Consider the following 15,921-nt stretch of genomic DNA (forward strand, 5'->3'; position numbering starts at 1 on the left):
GGTAGTCCGTTCCGCGTGATCTATCGACAGGGCCACCCGCGTCGCGCGGGTGGCCCTGTCGGTGAGCAGCGTGCAGTCGGGGCGTGACTCACCCGCGCTTCTTTCCGACCGCCTGGGCGACAAGGGCCTCCGCGACCTCGCGCACCTTCCGGTTGGTGTCCTGGGAGATCTTCGACAGCAGCGCGAACGCCTCCTCCGACGAGCACCGCCGGTCCCCCATGATGATCCCTTTGGCCTGCTCGATCACCGCCCGGTTGCGCATCGCCTCCTGCATCTGCGCTGCCAGCGTGGCGGCGTTCTCGTACAGGTGCGCGTTGGCCAGGGCCACCGCCGCGTACGCGGCGAAGCCCTCCGCGTTGGCGATCGAGGACGAATCGAAGGCGTTCGGCGAGTCGCTGTAGACGTTGAGCGCACCGACCACCGACCCCTGGATGGGAAGCCCGATCGAGAGAGAGCTCTGCACCCCGGCGGCGCGAGCCCTGTCCGCCCATGTCGGCCAGCGCTCTTCAGTGGCCATGTCCGGCACCGAGACGGTGTCACCGCTGGCGGAAGCGTCCAGGCACGGGCCGCGGTGCTCCTCGTACTGCCACTCGTCCAACTGACGGGCCAGTTCGCCGCTGAATGCCCCGGTCGAAGCGACCTGACCCCGAACCAGAGTGACCGTCACCTCCCTGGTCCCGGGAATGCTCCGGTTGGCAAGTTCGGCGATCCGACGCAGCATGTCGTCGAGGCTGATCTCGTCGAGTCTGACCCGGCCCAGCTCTGCCAACGCGTCAGCGGGTTCCATCGTCGGCTGCGTCATCGCAGTACGCCCTCCTCGACCGGCATCCAGCGGAATGCCACATCCCGGCATGGCCGGCACCCCGTCAGATGCCTTGCTGCTCCGCTCCGGGGCGGTCGTCATCAATCTTGGTCCTACCCCCCGAATCACCCACTCACACCCCGCTCGGCACCTGGCGGGCTGCGGCGGCTCGCTGTGCACGGCGCACCGGGGCACCGGGGCACCGACCGGCACGGTAGCTTGCAGGTCATGGCCACGAGCGTCGACGTCCGTCGAGACCTCGCCAGCCGCGCCGACCCACGTCGCGCCGAATCGTCGAGCCGTTTTCTGCAGATGGTCCCCGGCGGTTACGGCGAGGGCGACCGGGCCATCGGCGTCTCTGTGCCGGACCAGCGCACGGTGGCCGGCAGATACTGGCGGGACCTCTCCCTGGCCGAGACAACGACGCTGCTGCACTCCGACGTGCACGAGGAGAGGCTGACGTCGCTTCTCATCCTGGTGCGCAAGTTCACCAGGGGCCCCGAGCAGGAACGGGGCGAGATCTACCGCCTCGTCCTGGCCAACACCGACCGCATCAACAACTGGGACCTGGTCGACTCGTCGGCGCCGTACATCATCGGCCCCTGGCTCGTCGACAAGGAGCGCGGTGTCCTGGACGGGCTGGCCGGGTCCGACCTGGTGTGGGACCGGCGCATCGCCATCATGGCGACTTTCGCCTTCATCAAGGCCGACGACTTCCACTGGACCTTCCGGCTCAGCGACCGGCTCCTGCACGACCCGCACGACCTCGTCCGTAAGGCGGTGGGCTGGATGCTGCGCGAAGTGGGCAACCGGGACAGAGCGGCGGAGGAGGAGTTCCTGCTCCGCCGCTACCACGCCATGCCCCGGGTCATGCTGCGGTACGCGATCGAGAAGTTCGAACCGCAGCGACGGAGGGAGTACCTGTCCGGCACGCTCTAGACGACCGGGTCAGCCCGGTGTCGCCGGTGAGATCGGGAAGTTCCGGTTGAAGACGTTGTCCGGGTCGTACGCGGCCTTGATCGCGCGCAGTCGGCTCAGCGTGGGCTCGGGCCAGGCATCCAGCAGTCGAGCCGGGTCGGTGTCCGACTCGAAGCTGAGATACATGCCGTCGAGATGCGCGTACAGCTCGGCCCACAGCTTGTCGAGTTGAGGCCTGCGATCCGGGACCGTGGCGGCGAGCACCGAGAAGTTCTGCTCCCGGTGCGGGTAGGCGGTCGCGTCGCGAGCGACGTCGTTGACCGCCGCGCCGACGGATCGGAGCTGCATGATCATCACGTCGCCGGAACGGATCATGTCTTCCATGAGGTCGGCCGCCTCCGGTGTGACGTGGTGCAACAGCCCGCTGCGGGTGTCCCGCAGACCCTGACCCCGATGGTCGTTGCCGGGTGGCACGACGGTCGCCGGATACGGCACGAGTTGCGCCTGCTGATCGAGAATCGGGCCGATCTCCAGGAACGGGCTCAGCGCGGACTGCGCCGCCTCGACGTCGTCACCGGCGTACACGAGGGTGACCTGGGCCATCGGGGGATTTCCACGGCGGCCCGGGAAGAGGGACAGGAAGCTCGTCAGGTCCCGCGGCGCGTCCTCGACGAGCCGGCCCCAACGGTGCAGCATCTGCGCGGTGTCGGTGGCGTCCGCGACGAGGTGGGCGTACACGACTTTGTCCACGTCGTACGCCTCCAGTTCGAGGGCGGTGACGACGCCGAAGTTGCCACCGGCGCCACGGACGGCCCAGAACAGATCAGGATGGTGCTCGTCGTCGACCCGGAGCAGGCGGCCGTCGGCGGTGACGATCTCGGCAGCGACGACGTGGTCGATGGTCAGGCCGTGCCGGCGCGCCAGATAGCCGACGCCTCCGGTGGTGGCGAGGCCACCGACGCCCACGTCACCGTAGTCACCCGAGCTCATCGCCAGGCCGTACGGGGCGAGTGCCTGGGCCACCTCCCCCCAGCGGGCGCCCGGCTCCAGCCGGATCCGGCGAGTCGCCCGGTCCAGCACCTCGACCCGGTTCATCCTCGACATGTCGATGACGATCCCGCCGTCGTTCGTCGACCGGCCGCTGATGCCGTGCCCGCCGCTGCGCACGGACAACGGGACGTCCTGGGTCCGCGCGTACGACACGGCATCGACCACCTCGGCGGCGGTCTGCGGCCGGATCACCAGAGCCGGTGATCCCTGCCAGCTGTAGGTGTGGCGCACACCCTCGTACTCCGGATGGCCGGGCTCGACGGCACCGGTGGTCAGCGATGCGGGCAGGGCGTCGTAGTCGAGGCCCGGGTGCCGCTCGGACCGGGCAGCGACCGCGGGGGTCGGTCCGGTGCCGGACGCGGTCCCCGCCCGCTCCCTGGCGACCGCCTCCCGCAGCGCGGGGGCGATCTCCTGCCCGAGGGTCTGGATCAGCCGCGGGTCGTCCCGGCCGATCAGGAAGGTGCTGAAACCCTCGTCCAGAACCAGCGGAAGGAGTTGTTCGACCCACTGCTCCGCGGGGCCCTGGAGGAAGCCACGGCTGCGCGACGAGACGTCGACGGTGAACAGATTGAGCAGTCGCCGGATCTCCCGAGGGTCACGTCCCGCCTCGACCGCCGCCTCGTCGATGAGCCGGTTGGCGGTCACCCGGTCCGGGGACCGCAGGTATTCCAGGGTCGGCAACCAGCCGTTGGCCTTCTGACCGGTCAACGCCAGCATCTTCGGCTGGTACGCGCCGAGCCAGATGTCGATGTCGTGGGCCGGGGCGGGGCCGCGCCGCATGCCGGGGATCGGGTAGTACGTCCCGTCCCGCCGCAGCGGCCCGGGGGCGTCGGCGTCCCAGACTCCCCGCAGGACGTCAATCGCCTCGCGCAGTGCCTCGACACCCTGCCCCGCCGTCAGCCGACGAGCGCCCATGCCCTCGATCCCGTCCCAGAACGCGCCGGCGCCGAGGCCCAGTTCGAAACGACCATGGGACAGCCGGTCCAGGCTCGCCGCCGCCCTGGCCAGGACGGCCGGCGGGCGCAGCGGGAGGCTGAGGACGTTTCCCGAGATCCGCAGTCGTTCGGTGCGGGCCGCGACCCAGCTCAGCAGGGTCCAGGTGTCGAGGAAGTCGGCGTTGTAGGGGTGGTCCTGGAAGGTGGTGAGGTCCAGTCCCGCCGCTTCGGTCAGCTCAGCGAGCGCCACCACGTGGTCGGGGTCCTCAGCGGTGGGCGTCAGAAACGTGCCGAAGAGAAGTTCGTGCCCGTAATCAGACATTCGTCAGCATCTCCGTGGTCATGTTGTCAGAATATAATCTGTCGTGCAGATCGTATGTCCAACAACGCACTTGCCCGCCCGCTGATTCCTCGGTGCACAGGAACTTCGGTTTGATCAACACATCGCCTGCTAGCGTCCGGTGCATGTCCGCCACCGACGCGTGCGAGCTGCCGGCCGACCGCAGGCGGGGTTCGACCTTCGGCTGGTCGCTGGGCGTCGTGCTGCGCCGCTGGCACGAGTACGTCGAGGAGACGCTGAGCGACCTGCCGCACCGCAGCCGGGGCTATCACATCCTGGCCGTCGTCGTACACGAGGACGTGCCCACGCAGGGCGCGCTGGCCGCGCGCCTGGCCATCGACCGCAGCGTGCTGACGTACGTCATCGACGACCTGGAGAACGCCGGTCTCATCGAGCGGAAGCTCGACCCCCAGGACCGGCGCGCCCGCCGGGTCGTGGCCACCGACCGCGGGCGTGCGGCACTCGCCGAGGCCGAGCGGCGGGTCGCCCACGCCGAGGACCACGTGCTGGGCGGGCTGCCCGAGGATCAGCGCGACGCCTTTCGCGACTTCGCCGCCCGCGCCGCCGAGGCGATCCACGCCGCGGCGCCCGCCACGGACCCCTGCGTCGCCGTGCGGAGCGTCCTTCCGCAGACCGAGCAGTCAGACGAGTAGCCCGCCGAGGTCGTCGCCCGCGACATCGCCCTCGGCGCGCCAACCTCAGTTCTTGCGGCCCACCCCGCCGAAGGCGTCGATGTCCTCGGGGGTGTCGACCGTGTCGTCGGGTCGCCAACGCGGGCACGGCACGACGCCCGGCTCCACCAGCTCCAGCCCGTCGAAGAAGCCAGCGATCTCGTCCGGCGAGCGGAGCGTGTACGGGGTCGCCCCGGTGTCGTTGTAGTCGTCCTGCGCCTGCTGCATCTCCGCGCTGATCAGGCTCGTGCCGTCGTTGAGCGAGAGGTAGCTGCCGCTCGGCAGCGACGCCACCAACTGCCGCGTGATCGAGCGGGCCGTCTCGTAGTCGGGCACGTGGCCCATGACGCCGCTGAGGATGAGGCCGATCGGCTGCTGGAAGTCGAGCGTCCTGCCCGCCTCGGCGATGACCGCGGCCGGGTCGTGCAGGTCGCCGTCGATGTACGCCGTCCGGCCCTCGGGAGTGCCGACCAGCAGCGCACGGGCGTGCACCAGCACCAGTGGGTCACTGTCGACGTAGACGATCCGCGCGTCCGGCGCGATCCCCTGCGCCACCTCGTGCGTGTTGTTGGCGGTCGGCAGCCCCGTGCCGACATCGAGGAACTGGCGGACACCCGCCTCGCCGGCGAGGAACATGATCGAGCGGACCAGGAACTGCCGGGAGGCACGGGCGACGTCGACGACACCGGGGAAGACCTGCCGGTACTGGTCGCCGGCCTCACGGTCGACAGCAAAGTTGTCCTTGCCGCCGAGCCAGTAGTTCCAGATCCGGGCCGAATGCGGCACCGACGTGTCGATCTTCTGCGGCACGTCGACGTCGTCGGCCCCGGGTCGGCCAGTCGCCTGCGAGTCCATGGTCACGACGAACCCCTCATCTCGACCGCGTACGCCACTCCGTCGCGGGGACAGCCCGGTCGAGGACATCGTCGCCCGCGACCGTGCCACGGTATAGAAGGCAGAGAATCGGCGCCACCCTGCCCGAGCACCGCGCGAGGATCGCTCGCTTGTGGATCGGCGACGAGCCTCACCCGAGCGAGGGAGTGCGTTCCCCTGCCGGCGGGGGCCGTCAGCGCGCCGGTCCCGCGAGGATCGACGCATGACGACATCGGCACCGGCCGTCCGCGAGGCGGGCCATGGCCTGACGTACGCAGTGCTCGGCTGGGCCGTGGCATACGGGGGTTTGCGTCTGGCGTGGACCGTCGGGGAGACGCCGGAGTTCGGGCGGTTCGGGACGGACCTGCTGGGTTTCACCGGCTGGCTGTCGGTGGCGATGTGCGTCGCGGCGGGTGTCCTGGCGGTTGCTCTGGACCGGCTGATGGTGTGGTGGCCAGTGCTCGCGGCGATCGCCTGGGCGACCGCCGGGGCGCTGGTCGCCGCAGCCGCGATCCTGCTGCCGGAGCTGGTGGGCTTCCTGCTGTTCACGGTCGGCCCGTACTTCGACCCGCTCGCGTTCGCCAGCCGGCTCGGCTGTGTCACCGGAGCGGTCCTGCTCGGCCTGGCCACCGCCCGCTATCAGCGGCGCACCCGGGGCGACTGTCCGGACTGCTGCCGGACGGTCCGACCGGGTCTGCGGCGCTCGACACCGGCGCGGTGGGCGCGGTGGGCCGCGTACGCCACAGTGACCGGCCTCGTCGCCCGATTCGCGGCCCAGGCAGTGGTGGGATTCGACGGTCTCACCGACGACGCCACCATGGTCGGGCTGATGATCGGCATGGTGCTGGCCGGGGTGTTGTTGCCGCTGGCGCTGGTGCACCGTTGGGGTGAGGTCTGGCCGGATGGGTGCCGACGCTCGCCGGCCGTGCGGTGTCTGCGGCCGGTGACCGGCCCGATCGGGACCGCCGACCGCGGTGCCCGCCGACCGTTCGGTCGACGGGCACCGCACCCGCTAACGGCGGCAGCGCCACACCAACGGCCGGTACGCCTCGTTCTCGTAGACGGCACCGACCACGGTCAGTGCGTCGTCGCTGATCCCGCTGGCCGTGTAGGTGCCCGCCTCGGTCGCGCGGACCTCGGCCCGGCCCGGCAACCGTCGGGATGTGCCGTCCGGGGCGACGATCAGCGGCGCGCCATCGTCGACCAGCAGGTCGCCGGTGCCGGCGATCCCGCTCGCCCCGGGGAACGGCAGCAGGGTCACCGCACCGGTGCTCAGATTCCATCGCACCGGCAGCATCTGCACGGCGCCGCCCTTCGGCTCGGCGGGAACCATGCCGATCGCCCAGCCGCCGTGCGCGGAGTCGACCGAGGCGTGCGGATAGCCGTCGGGCACCGCCAGAGGCGCCCCGGTGCCCTCCGGCGTCCACCGGTAGGGCAGGCGACCCATCGAGCCGACGACAGTGCCGTCCTCGGTGATCGCGGTCGCGGCCGATCCCGGCCGCCCGATCAGCCGGTACTCCTGCGGGCGGTCCGCCGACCACAGCACGGCCTGGCGGGACTCGCCGGCTCCGCTGGCGGTGCCGGCGATGTCACCCCGGCCGTTCACCGCGTACACGAGGACCGCCTGGTAGCCGGGCGGGGTGGCCAGGAAGCGCAGCTTTCCGTTCCGGTAGACCCAGCCCGTGCCGCCGCCGTCGGTGCCGACCACGTCGCCGCGCGCGTTGACCGCCGCCGCGTGTCGAGCGCTGGCGGGCAGGACGCCGGCCCGGCCGTCGGTCCACAGCACGACCCGCCCGTCCTCGTTCCCGGTGCCGATGTCACCGACGATGTACCGCCCGGTGGGGTCGACGCCGTTCGCCACCGCGACCGAACCGCCGATCGGCTGCGGTAACCACGACGCCTCGCAGGTGACCGGCTGGGCGGCGGCGGCCGACGCGACAGCGGTCGGTGATGCCGCGACGGCCGGCCTGGCCGGGGCCGGCGGGCTGGCGGCCCCGGCCAGCTCGACGACGCCCACGACGCCGAGGCCGGCCAGCACGGTCACGGCGGCGACTCCCCCGACGCGGCGGCGCTGGCGGCGACGCCGACCGTCGCGGACCGCGCGGTTGACGTCGACACGTGGCTCGGGAACCTGCGCCGACCGCAGCAGCGCGGCGAGGCGCTCCTCGTCCAACGTCGTCATCTCGTACTCCTCCCGGACATCTCGCTGACTCCGAGCACCTGGCGAACCGCCACCAACGCCCGAGCCGTCTGCGACTTCACGTTGCCTTCGGAGCAGCCCATCGCCGCCGCCGTGTCGGCCAGCGACAGGTCGCACAGGAACCGCAGGACCAGGACGGTGCGCTGCCCGCGAGGCAGGTGCGCGAGGGCGCTCACCACGCTGTCCCGTTCGACCAACTCGTCGTCCGGTGGGACCGGCGGGCGGCGGGGCTCCGGCATCGACCCCAGTAGCCGGACCTTCGCCCAGCTCAACCGCTTCTCGTCGACGAGCTTGTGGACCAGCATCCGGTGCACGTACGCGTCGACGTTGTCGACCCGGCTGACCCGGCGCCAGTTCACGTACAACGCCGTAATCGTCTGCTGCACCACGTCGTCGGCCAGATGGGCGTCGCCGCACATCAGGAACGCGGTCCGATGCAGGCTCGGCAGTCGCGCGGAGACGTACTCCACGAACTCACCCTCGGCATCCGCCATCGAGGCTCCCTCCTCCGCACCCCCGACGGGTCCGGACGACCGACAGGTTGCGTCGACGCCGAAGTTCGGCCGGCCACCAGGTCAGCGCCAGCGGCCGGCCTGTCGGAGAAGGGTCCCTCATCGGCAGACGAGAACGGCCCCGCCGCGCTGCGAACAGGCGGCGGGGCCGTGCGTCGAGATCGTCGATGACGTCGTGTGCGGTCCGTCAGGGTGTGACGGAACGGCTCGGGGTCAGGACGACCCGCGTACCGCTTCAATGATGGTCTCGGCGACCTCGCCGGGTTGGGACGCCGTCATCGCGTGGGAGGCGCCGGCGATCTCCCGGACGCCGCGAGCGTCGGCCCGCTCGGCCATGAAGCGGTGCGCCGCGACCGGGATGTTGTGGTCCTGCTCGCCGAAGACGAACCAGCTGGGCAACAACTTCCACGCCGGTGTCGTCGACGCCAGGCCCTCGCCGAGCGCCTGCTCGGTCACCGGCCGCTGCGTCCGGGCCATCAACGCCGCCGTGTCGTCGGACACGTCCTGGACGAACTGTTTGTGGTAGGCGTTCTGGGCGATCGCCACCTCGTTGCCGCCGGTCACCACCGGGTAGGAAACCAGGGTGTCGGCGAGTGTGCTGCCGGGGAACTTGCCGGACAGCGCCAGCGCCGACTCACCCGTCTCCGGGGCGAAGGCATTGACGTAGACAAGGGCACGGACCATCGGGTCGTCCGCCGCCGCCTCGGTGATGACCATGCCGGCGTACGAGTGGCCGACGAGCAGGACCGGTCCGCCGACACCTCGCACCACGTCACGCAGGTATGCGGCATCTCCGGCGACGCTGCGCAGCGGGTTGGCGGCGGCCACCACGTTGTAGGCCGCACCGAGCCGCTCGATCACACCGTTCCAGCTCGCCGACTCGGCGAAAGCGCCGTGAACGAGGACAACGGTGACGTCTTGGTCTGACACGGCCATCGGCTCCTTTGCCTGAGGACGGGCTCGGGTGGACGCCTCGTCCGACTACGTGGGCGCGGCTGATTACCCACCCTGCGACCAGGAAACGTCGCGCTCAGGTGAGACGAGTCGTGCCGAACCGCCGTTGGTAGGCGGCGGGGGTGATCGACAACTTCCTGGCGAAGACCCGTCGCATGCTCTCGTAGCTGGGAAACCCGGCGAGGGTCGCGGCCTGCGACGCGGTGTGGCCCTGGTCGAGCAGCGCCCTGGCCAGGTCGAATCTGATGTTCTCCACGTAGCGGGCCGGCGTCGTGGACAGCTCGTCGTGAAAGAGCCGGGTGAGATGCCGGGTGCTCACGTTGAGGTGGTTCGCGAGTTCGCCGAGTGAGTGGTCACCACGGGGGTTGGCCGTCACCACGTCGGTGATGCGCCGCAGGGCCGGCGAACGGGGCGGCGGCCCTTGCAGCGGCGCCGAGAACTGGGACTGCCCGCCCGCCCGCTGCATGTACACCACCAGGGCGCGTGCGACGTCGCGCGTCAGATCGGGCCCGTGGTCCTCCTCGACGAGCGCGAGGGCCAGATCGATGCCGGCCGTCACCCCGGCCGAGGTGTACGTGGTGCCGTCGCGAACGTAGATCGCGTCGGGCTCGACACGGCACGTCGGGCACCGGACGGCAAGCTCGTGCGCGACCTGCCAGTGCGTGGTCGCGCGCTTGCCGTCCAGGACGCCGGCGGCGGCGAGGACGAACGCCCCGGTGCAGATCGACGCGACCCTGCCGGCCGAAGCGGCCGGGATCCGTGCGGCGTCCGCCAGCTCGGCGGGCACCAGGGCGCGCGGATAGTGGTCGGACCCGGCCACCAGGAGCGTGTCGACAGCGGCCTCCGAGGAGACAGCACCGTCGACCGCCATCCGAACCCCGAGACTCGACGTGACGTCCGCGCCGGTCGGCGACAGCAGCATGATCCGGTAGTCGGCACCGAACCGGTTCGCCTCCTTGAACACCTCCGCCGGGCCGGCGATGTCCAGCAACGTCACCCCGTCGTAGACGAAGATCGCGACGCGGTGAGGGCCGCCGGTCACCGCCGCGGCTCCTTCGACGGCGGACGGCAGGGGCACCGCTTATTGGTAGCACGCCGTCACCGGGGAAGACGGCCGTCCGGATATGAGTGGTTCCTGGCCGGACGAAGGCGGCAGCGTACGACGATCGGTGGGCAGCATGGAGGTCGTTCACCTACGGACACTTCCCGGAAGGTCAGACCATGCCAGAGGTCATCGCGGGGTTGGAGATTCCTGAGACGGCAGCGGTCGCCGAAGCGACCAGGCACATCCAGGAAACCACCACACCTCTCATCTACCACCACTCCCGACGGGTCTTTCTCTTCGGCCTGATTCACGCGCGCAGACTGGGCGTGAAACCGGACCCGGAGTTGCTCTATCTGGCAGCCATGTTCCACGATTCCGGCCTTCTGACGCCCTTCTCCGACGTCGAGCAGCGCTTCGAGATCGATGGTGCCGACCACGCGCGCAGGTTCCTGCTGGACCGGGGTTTTCCCACGACTGCCGCCGAGACCGTCTGGACGGCCATCGCGCTGCACACCACACCGGGCATCCCCGACCGGATGGGCCCGGAGATCGCCACCACCTACCTCGGCGTCCTGACCGACGTGCTCGGCCTCGGCCTGGACGGACTGGAACACGATGAGCTGGGCGAGATCCTCGCCGTCCACCCGCGCGGGGACTTCAGGAACGAGTTCCTGCGAGTCCAGTTCGACGGGCTGAAGAATCGTCCCGAGACCACGAACGGCACCGTCAACTCCGACATCCTCGAACACTTCATTCCCGGCCTGCCGCGCGTCACGACGGTCGAGCGCATCCTCGGTTCGCCCTGGCCGCACTGACCGGACTCAAGCTCCCATCCGACGAACGCTTGTGGAAAGGATCCGAGCATGCGAGCGATCACCGTGCGAGACCGTGACGCGGGCGTCAACGGACTCACCCTGACCGACATGCCATACCCGCACGCCGCGGAGAACGACGTCATCGTGCGCGTACACGCCGCAGGCTTCACTCCCGGAGAGCTCGACTGGCCGGCAACGTGGACCGACCGCGCCGGCCACGACCGGACACCCAGCATCCCCGGCCACGAGTTGTCCGGCGTCGTGGTCGAACTCGGCTACGGGACCACCGGCCTCAGCGTGGGCCAGCGGGTGTTCGGCCTGACCGACTGGGCCCGCAACGGGTCCCTGGCCGAGTACACCGCGGTGGAGGCCCGCAACCTGGCCCCGCTCCCGGCCGACATCGACCACACCGTGGCCGCCGCGCTGCCCATCTCCGGGCTGACCGCATGGCAGGCACTGTTCGACCACGCTCACCTCACGACCGGCCAGACCGTCCTCATCCACGGCGCGGCGGGCGGTGTCGGCTCGATCGCCGTCCAACTCGCCCGGGAGGTGGGCGCCCAGGTGATCGGCACCGGCCGAGCCGACGACCGTGCTGCCACACTCGCCCTCGGCGCGCAGACCTTCGTCGACCTGGACGCCGACGATCTGCGGCAGGTCGGCGAGGTGGACGTGGTGCTCGACGTCATCGGCGGCGACATCCTCAGGCAGTCGACCGAACTGGTACGCCCGGGCGGAACACTGGTCACCATCGCCATGCCGCCCACAGTGCAACCCAGGGACGGGCGAGCCATCTTCTTCGTCGTCGAACCTGATCGCGTCCGGCTGGCCGACCTCGCCCAGCGCCTCCGGACCGGACGGCTCAACCCCGTCGTCGGCGCCGTACGACCACTGACCGAGACGGCCGCCGCGTTCGCCCGCCACCGTCGCACACCCGGCAAGACGATCATCCAGGTCGCGGACGAACAACTGCCCGCCGCCGACGGCTTTCGCGGTTGAGGGCGGGACACGGATCGCGGGAAGGGGCTGTCTGCGTCACGGCGAGAGATTATTCAGGGGCCGTGTCGATCCGCAGGCCGCTCGTTCGACGTGGGGGTGCGAGGCCCGACGGGCGGCCCCGCCGGACGAAGGAGAACGCGATGGCGCAGTACATGCTGATCATGCGGGGCACCGACGAGACCAACGCGGCCGTGATGGCCAACGTCGACGAGCTGATGACCGCGACCCGCCTGTTCATCGAGGAGGCGGCCAGGCCGGCGTCTACGTAGCCGCCGAGGGGTTGGACGATCCGAGCCAGGGCGTCGTGGTGCACTTCGGCGACGAGGCACCGGTGGTCACCGACGGGCCGTACGGGGAGACCAAGGAGTTGTTCGGGGGCTTCTTCCTGCTCGACGTCGCCTCGATCCAGGAGGCGGTCGAGTGGGCCAAGCGGGTCCCCTCGGTTCCCGGATCCAAGATCGAGATCCGTCGGGTGCCCGGTGAGGACGAGGTCCCGCAGGACAGCGGGACGTTCGTCACGGAAGGGACCTCGCACGGGAGCAGCGGCCGGATCTGATGGGTACGGCCGACATCGAGGCCGTCTGGCGGATCGAGTCGGCCCGGATCGTCGCCGCGCTGACCCGGTTCACCGGCGATTTCGGGCTGGCCGAGGACGCGGCCCAGGAGGCGGTGGCCGAGGCGCTGGAGTCGTGGCCGCGTGCCTCTCCGGCCAATCCGGCCGGCTGGCTGATGGCCACGGCCCGGCGGCGGGCGATCGACGCGATCCGCCGCCGGGCCGCCCTACGGGACCGTTACGCCCTGCTGGCGGCCGAACCCGCGGTCGACGCGGAGATCGACCCCGACCGGATCGACGACGACATCCTGGCGCTGATGTTCGTCAGCTGCCACCCGGTGCTCTCCCCGGAGACCCGGGTGGCGCTGACCCTGCGCGTGGTCGGCGGCCTGTCCACCGAGCAGATCGCCCGCGCGTTCCTCGTACCCGTGCCGACCGTGCAGGCCCGCATCACCCGGGGCAAGAAGACGATCGCGGCGGCCCGGGTGCCGTTCGAGCTGCCGGCCCCCGATGAGCGCCGGGAACGGCTGGGTGGCGTGCTCAGCGTCCTCTACGTGATCTTCACCGAGGGTTCGACGGCCACGTCCGGTGACCGGCTGCTGCGCCCCGACGTCGCGTACGAGGCGATCCGGCTGGCCCGCACGCTCGCCGCGCTACAGCCGGACGAGCCGGAGGTGCACGGCCTGCTCGCGCTGTGCGAGCTGACGGCCGCGCGCTTCCCGGCCCGCACCGACGCGGACGGCACGCCGGTGCTGCTCGAGGACCAGGACCGCCGACTGTGGGACCGCGCGGCGATCCGCCGCGGGCTGGCGGCGTTGGCCAGGGCATCGACCCGCGGCCTCGGCCCCTATGGTCTGCAGGCCTCCATCGCGGCCACCCACGCGTCGGCGCCCTCCGTCGAGGAGACCGACTGGGATCGGATCGTGCTGCTCTACGAGGCGCTCGGCCGGGTCGCGCCCTCCCCGGTGGTCGAGCTCAACCGGGCCGTCGCCGTGGCCATGGCCTCGGGGCCGGCGCAGGCCCTGTCCATTGTGGACGAGTTGGTCGCCTCGAACCGACTCGCCGGCTCGTACCTGGTCCCGACCGTACGCGGGGAACTGCTGAGCCGTCTCGGTCGGCGGCCCGAGGCGCGCGCCGAGTTGGAGCTGGCCGCCCGGCTCTGTGCCAACCAGCGCGAGCGCGCAGTGCTGCTCCGCAAGGCGGCCGCGCTGAGCTGACTCCTCAGCCTGCACGCCGGGCCCCATCACTCACCGGGGCGGCTGCTCGTCAGCCGAGGTAGACGGCAACTCCACGGGGTCGCCGAGCCCGTGCCGCAGGCCTGCCAAGCGGGACCTTCCGCTAGCGGCGGTGGAGCAGTACGCCGCCCGCTGTCCCCGCGACAATCGGGAAGGCGGCGACCAGCAGCAGTTGGGCGCTCACCGGCAGGTGGGAGGCGAGACCCAGGAGACCGGCACCGATCGCGGCAGCCGCCACCTTCAGTCCGGCGCCGATGGTGAAGACCTGCGTACGGATCGTCTCGGTGGCCAACTGGTTCCGAGCCAGGAACAGCGCTGCGGCGCACGGCCCGGTGAAGAGCCCGGACAGCGCGAACAGCGCTGCGATCAGAGGTAGGGAGTGCACGGCGGCCGCCAGCGCGAGGGGTACACCGACCGCGACCATGGCCCAGACCGTCACAACCGGCGCGCGAGAGGCCGGCATCGGCCGCCAGGCCCAGAGCAGGGAGCCCACGAACGCACCTCCGCCGATCACGCCGAGCAGCAGGCCGGCGCGCGTGGGTTCGTGCGCGGCGGCAGCCTGGGTGGTGGCGACCACGGCGAGACCGCCCAGGCCCAGTTGGCCGAAGCTGGTCGCGAGGGTGAGCACTCGCAGGGCCGGATCGCGCGCGACCGCGCGGGTGCCGTGGAACAGGCCAGCCGTTCGTGTCCGCGCCGCCACGGTGTCGGAGGTGGGCAGGTGCAGGAAAGCGACGCCGAGTGCGCCGAGTCCGGCGGTGATCGCGAGCGCGAGGGTGGCGGCGCTCGGGCCGGCTGCCGCCGCGACCAGCCCGACCGCCGCCGGCCCGGCCATGCCGGCAACGTTGTAGGACAGCGAGTCCAGCGCGAAGGCACGAACCTCGTGCCCGGGTCCTGCCAGCTCGCCCAACCGGCTGGTCAGCCCGCCGGTCACCGCCGGTCCGCAGCACCCCGCCACCACGAGGACGAGGTAGGTCTGCCACAGCGGCGCGTGACCGAGCAGGGCGACCGGGGCCGCGAGGGCCCCGGCGAAGACGGTGATCGCGCCGGCGAGCACGGCCGCCGGCCGTCTCGACCGGTCCACCAGCGTGCCGACCAGGGGTGCGGCCACCACGTGTGGAATGAGCAGGGTCGCGACCAGCGTTCCGCCGACGGCGGCGCTGTCCGCCCGGTCCAGGGCGAGAAGCACCAGCGCCACACGTGCGCCCTCGTCGGCGGTACGCGCCAATAGCGCTGCGGCCAGGTAGGGGGCCAGCCGTGTGCCGTGTCGGCGGGTGTCGGGATCGGGTGCCGTCACCTGTTGAACCGGTGATGCCATCGAACCACTCTTGCATCGCGTCGCGTCACCGGTCAAGATGGTGACGTGGGATTCGAGTTCATTGCCGACCGGCCGGTACTGGACTTCCTTCCCACGCTCGCCGAGCGCGGCCACACCGACGTCGAGCAGCTGACCGCCCCGCAGGATTTCGCGGACTGGGCCGTTCAGGCCGGCATCGTCGAGCAACCCCCGCATGTGGACGATGCCGCTCTGCGGCAAGCCAAGGATCTCCGCGAGGCGATGTTCCGCCTGGTCCGAGCCCTGATCGACGGCACCGACGCGGCCCCGGCCGATCGCGAGCTGGTCAATGATGCCGCGGCGGGGCCGCTACCCGAGCTGCGCCTGGACGCCGACGGGGTGCACCGGACGGGCGACACGGACGCCGTCCTGACGGTCCTCGCGCGCGACTGCCTGGAGTTGCACGCCAGCGACGACCGTCACGCCCTCCGGTGGTGCGCCGACGAGCACTGCACCCGAGCGTTCGTCGACCGGTCGCGAGGCTCGCGGCGACGCTGGTGCGGCATGCGCGGCTGCGGAGATCGCGCCAAGGCCGCGGCGTACCGCCGTCGACGGCGAACCTCGGCCCCCTGAGTGCAGCGACCCTGATTCTTCACCCCGATGTCACCGAGCGATCCGGTCGGCGACGTTTCGGTGTTCGCCCGCAGGAGTTGGCTGCCAGTCGTCGCACTTGTCCTGACCAGGAG

Annotated in this window: 16 protein-coding genes; 8 read left to right on the forward strand and 8 right to left on the reverse strand. The window is 71.0% G+C overall.

Annotated features, from left to right (window positions below):
* Positions 1–88: 88 nt before the first annotated feature.
* Positions 89–802, reverse strand: coding sequence for a GAF and ANTAR domain-containing protein (locus HNR22_RS07515; protein ID WP_179779724.1), 714 nt, complete (start codon positions 800–802; stop codon positions 89–91).
* Between the two features lie 228 nt (positions 803–1,030).
* Between HNR22_RS07515 and HNR22_RS07520 the strand changes: the two genes are divergently transcribed.
* Complete coding sequence (locus HNR22_RS07520; RefSeq protein WP_179779725.1) at positions 1,031–1,741, forward strand: DNA alkylation repair protein; 711 nt, start codon at positions 1,031–1,033, stop codon at positions 1,739–1,741.
* Between the two features lie 9 nt (positions 1,742–1,750).
* Here HNR22_RS07520 and HNR22_RS07525 read toward each other — a convergent pair whose 3' ends face one another.
* A complete protein-coding gene (locus tag HNR22_RS07525) occupies positions 1,751–4,027 on the reverse strand; it encodes an LLM class flavin-dependent oxidoreductase (protein ID WP_179779726.1) in 2,277 nt (758 codons plus the stop codon).
* A gap of 143 nt (positions 4,028–4,170) precedes the next feature.
* On the opposite strand from HNR22_RS07525, the gene HNR22_RS07530 reads away from it, so the two are divergent.
* Positions 4,171–4,698: a MarR family winged helix-turn-helix transcriptional regulator gene (locus tag HNR22_RS07530; RefSeq protein WP_179779727.1), complete on the forward strand. Its 528-nt coding sequence runs from the start codon at positions 4,171–4,173 to the stop codon at positions 4,696–4,698.
* A 45-nt stretch (positions 4,699–4,743) separates the two neighbouring features.
* On the opposite strand, the gene HNR22_RS07535 is transcribed toward HNR22_RS07530, so the two are convergent.
* The 5 genes from HNR22_RS07535 to HNR22_RS07555 form a co-directional block, all read right to left on the reverse strand.
* Positions 4,744–5,571 (reverse strand): SAM-dependent methyltransferase, encoded by an 828-nt coding sequence (locus tag HNR22_RS07535; protein ID WP_179783450.1) that lies wholly within the window; start codon positions 5,569–5,571, stop codon positions 4,744–4,746.
* Between the two features lie 1,030 nt (positions 5,572–6,601).
* Positions 6,602–7,771: a hypothetical protein gene (locus HNR22_RS07540; protein ID WP_179779728.1), complete on the reverse strand. Its 1,170-nt coding sequence runs from the start codon at positions 7,769–7,771 to the stop codon at positions 6,602–6,604.
* The gene (locus HNR22_RS07545; protein WP_179779729.1) at positions 7,768–8,283 is read right to left on the reverse strand and encodes a SigE family RNA polymerase sigma factor; all 516 of its coding nucleotides are present in this window, start codon (positions 8,281–8,283) and stop codon (positions 7,768–7,770) included. The genes HNR22_RS07540 and HNR22_RS07545 overlap by 4 nt, the downstream gene beginning before the upstream one ends.
* A gap of 231 nt (positions 8,284–8,514) precedes the next feature.
* Positions 8,515–9,237 carry an alpha/beta fold hydrolase gene (locus HNR22_RS07550; protein WP_218906227.1) on the reverse strand — a complete coding sequence of 241 codons (723 nt, stop codon included), beginning with the start codon at positions 9,235–9,237 and terminating at the stop codon, positions 8,515–8,517.
* A 94-nt stretch (positions 9,238–9,331) separates the two neighbouring features.
* Positions 9,332–10,297 (reverse strand): DJ-1/PfpI family protein, encoded by a 966-nt coding sequence (locus HNR22_RS07555; RefSeq protein WP_179779731.1) that lies wholly within the window; start codon positions 10,295–10,297, stop codon positions 9,332–9,334.
* Between the two features lie 179 nt (positions 10,298–10,476).
* Between HNR22_RS07555 and HNR22_RS07560 the strand changes: the two genes are divergently transcribed.
* The 5 genes from HNR22_RS07560 to HNR22_RS07575 all read left to right on the forward strand — a co-directional run bounded on the left by HNR22_RS07560 (position 10,477) and on the right by HNR22_RS07575 (position 13,884).
* Entirely contained in the window at positions 10,477–11,115 is a 639-nt protein-coding gene (locus tag HNR22_RS07560; protein ID WP_179779732.1) for an HD domain-containing protein, read from the forward strand.
* Positions 11,116–11,163: 48 nt separating this feature from the next.
* A complete protein-coding gene (locus HNR22_RS07565) occupies positions 11,164–12,114 on the forward strand; it encodes an NADP-dependent oxidoreductase (RefSeq protein WP_179779733.1) in 951 nt (316 codons plus the stop codon).
* 140 nt (positions 12,115–12,254) lie between these two features.
* Positions 12,255–12,383: a hypothetical protein gene (locus HNR22_RS31605; protein WP_281374132.1), complete on the forward strand. Its 129-nt coding sequence runs from the start codon at positions 12,255–12,257 to the stop codon at positions 12,381–12,383.
* Between the two features lie 11 nt (positions 12,384–12,394).
* Positions 12,395–12,670 carry a YciI family protein gene (locus tag HNR22_RS07570; protein ID WP_246380735.1) on the forward strand — a complete coding sequence of 92 codons (276 nt, stop codon included), beginning with the start codon at positions 12,395–12,397 and terminating at the stop codon, positions 12,668–12,670.
* A complete protein-coding gene (locus HNR22_RS07575; protein ID WP_179779734.1) occupies positions 12,670–13,884 on the forward strand; it encodes an RNA polymerase sigma factor in 1,215 nt (404 codons plus the stop codon). Before HNR22_RS07570 ends, HNR22_RS07575 begins: the two co-directional genes overlap by 1 nt.
* A 121-nt stretch (positions 13,885–14,005) precedes the next feature.
* On the opposite strand, the gene HNR22_RS07580 is transcribed toward HNR22_RS07575, so the two are convergent.
* Positions 14,006–15,217: an MFS transporter gene (locus tag HNR22_RS07580; RefSeq protein ID WP_179779735.1), complete on the reverse strand. Its 1,212-nt coding sequence runs from the start codon at positions 15,215–15,217 to the stop codon at positions 14,006–14,008.
* Between the two features lie 45 nt (positions 15,218–15,262).
* Here HNR22_RS07580 and HNR22_RS07585 point away from each other — a divergent pair, with 45 nt between their 5' ends.
* Positions 15,263–15,808, forward strand: a complete 546-nt coding sequence (locus HNR22_RS07585; protein WP_179779736.1) for an ABATE domain-containing protein — start codon at positions 15,263–15,265, stop codon at positions 15,806–15,808.
* The last annotated feature ends 113 nt before the right edge of the window (positions 15,809–15,921 follow it).

Origin of the sequence: Micromonospora jinlongensis, assembly GCF_013410645.1 — a bacterium.
In the GTDB taxonomy this organism is placed as follows: Bacteria; Actinomycetota; Actinomycetes; order Mycobacteriales; family Micromonosporaceae; genus Micromonospora; species Micromonospora zamorensis.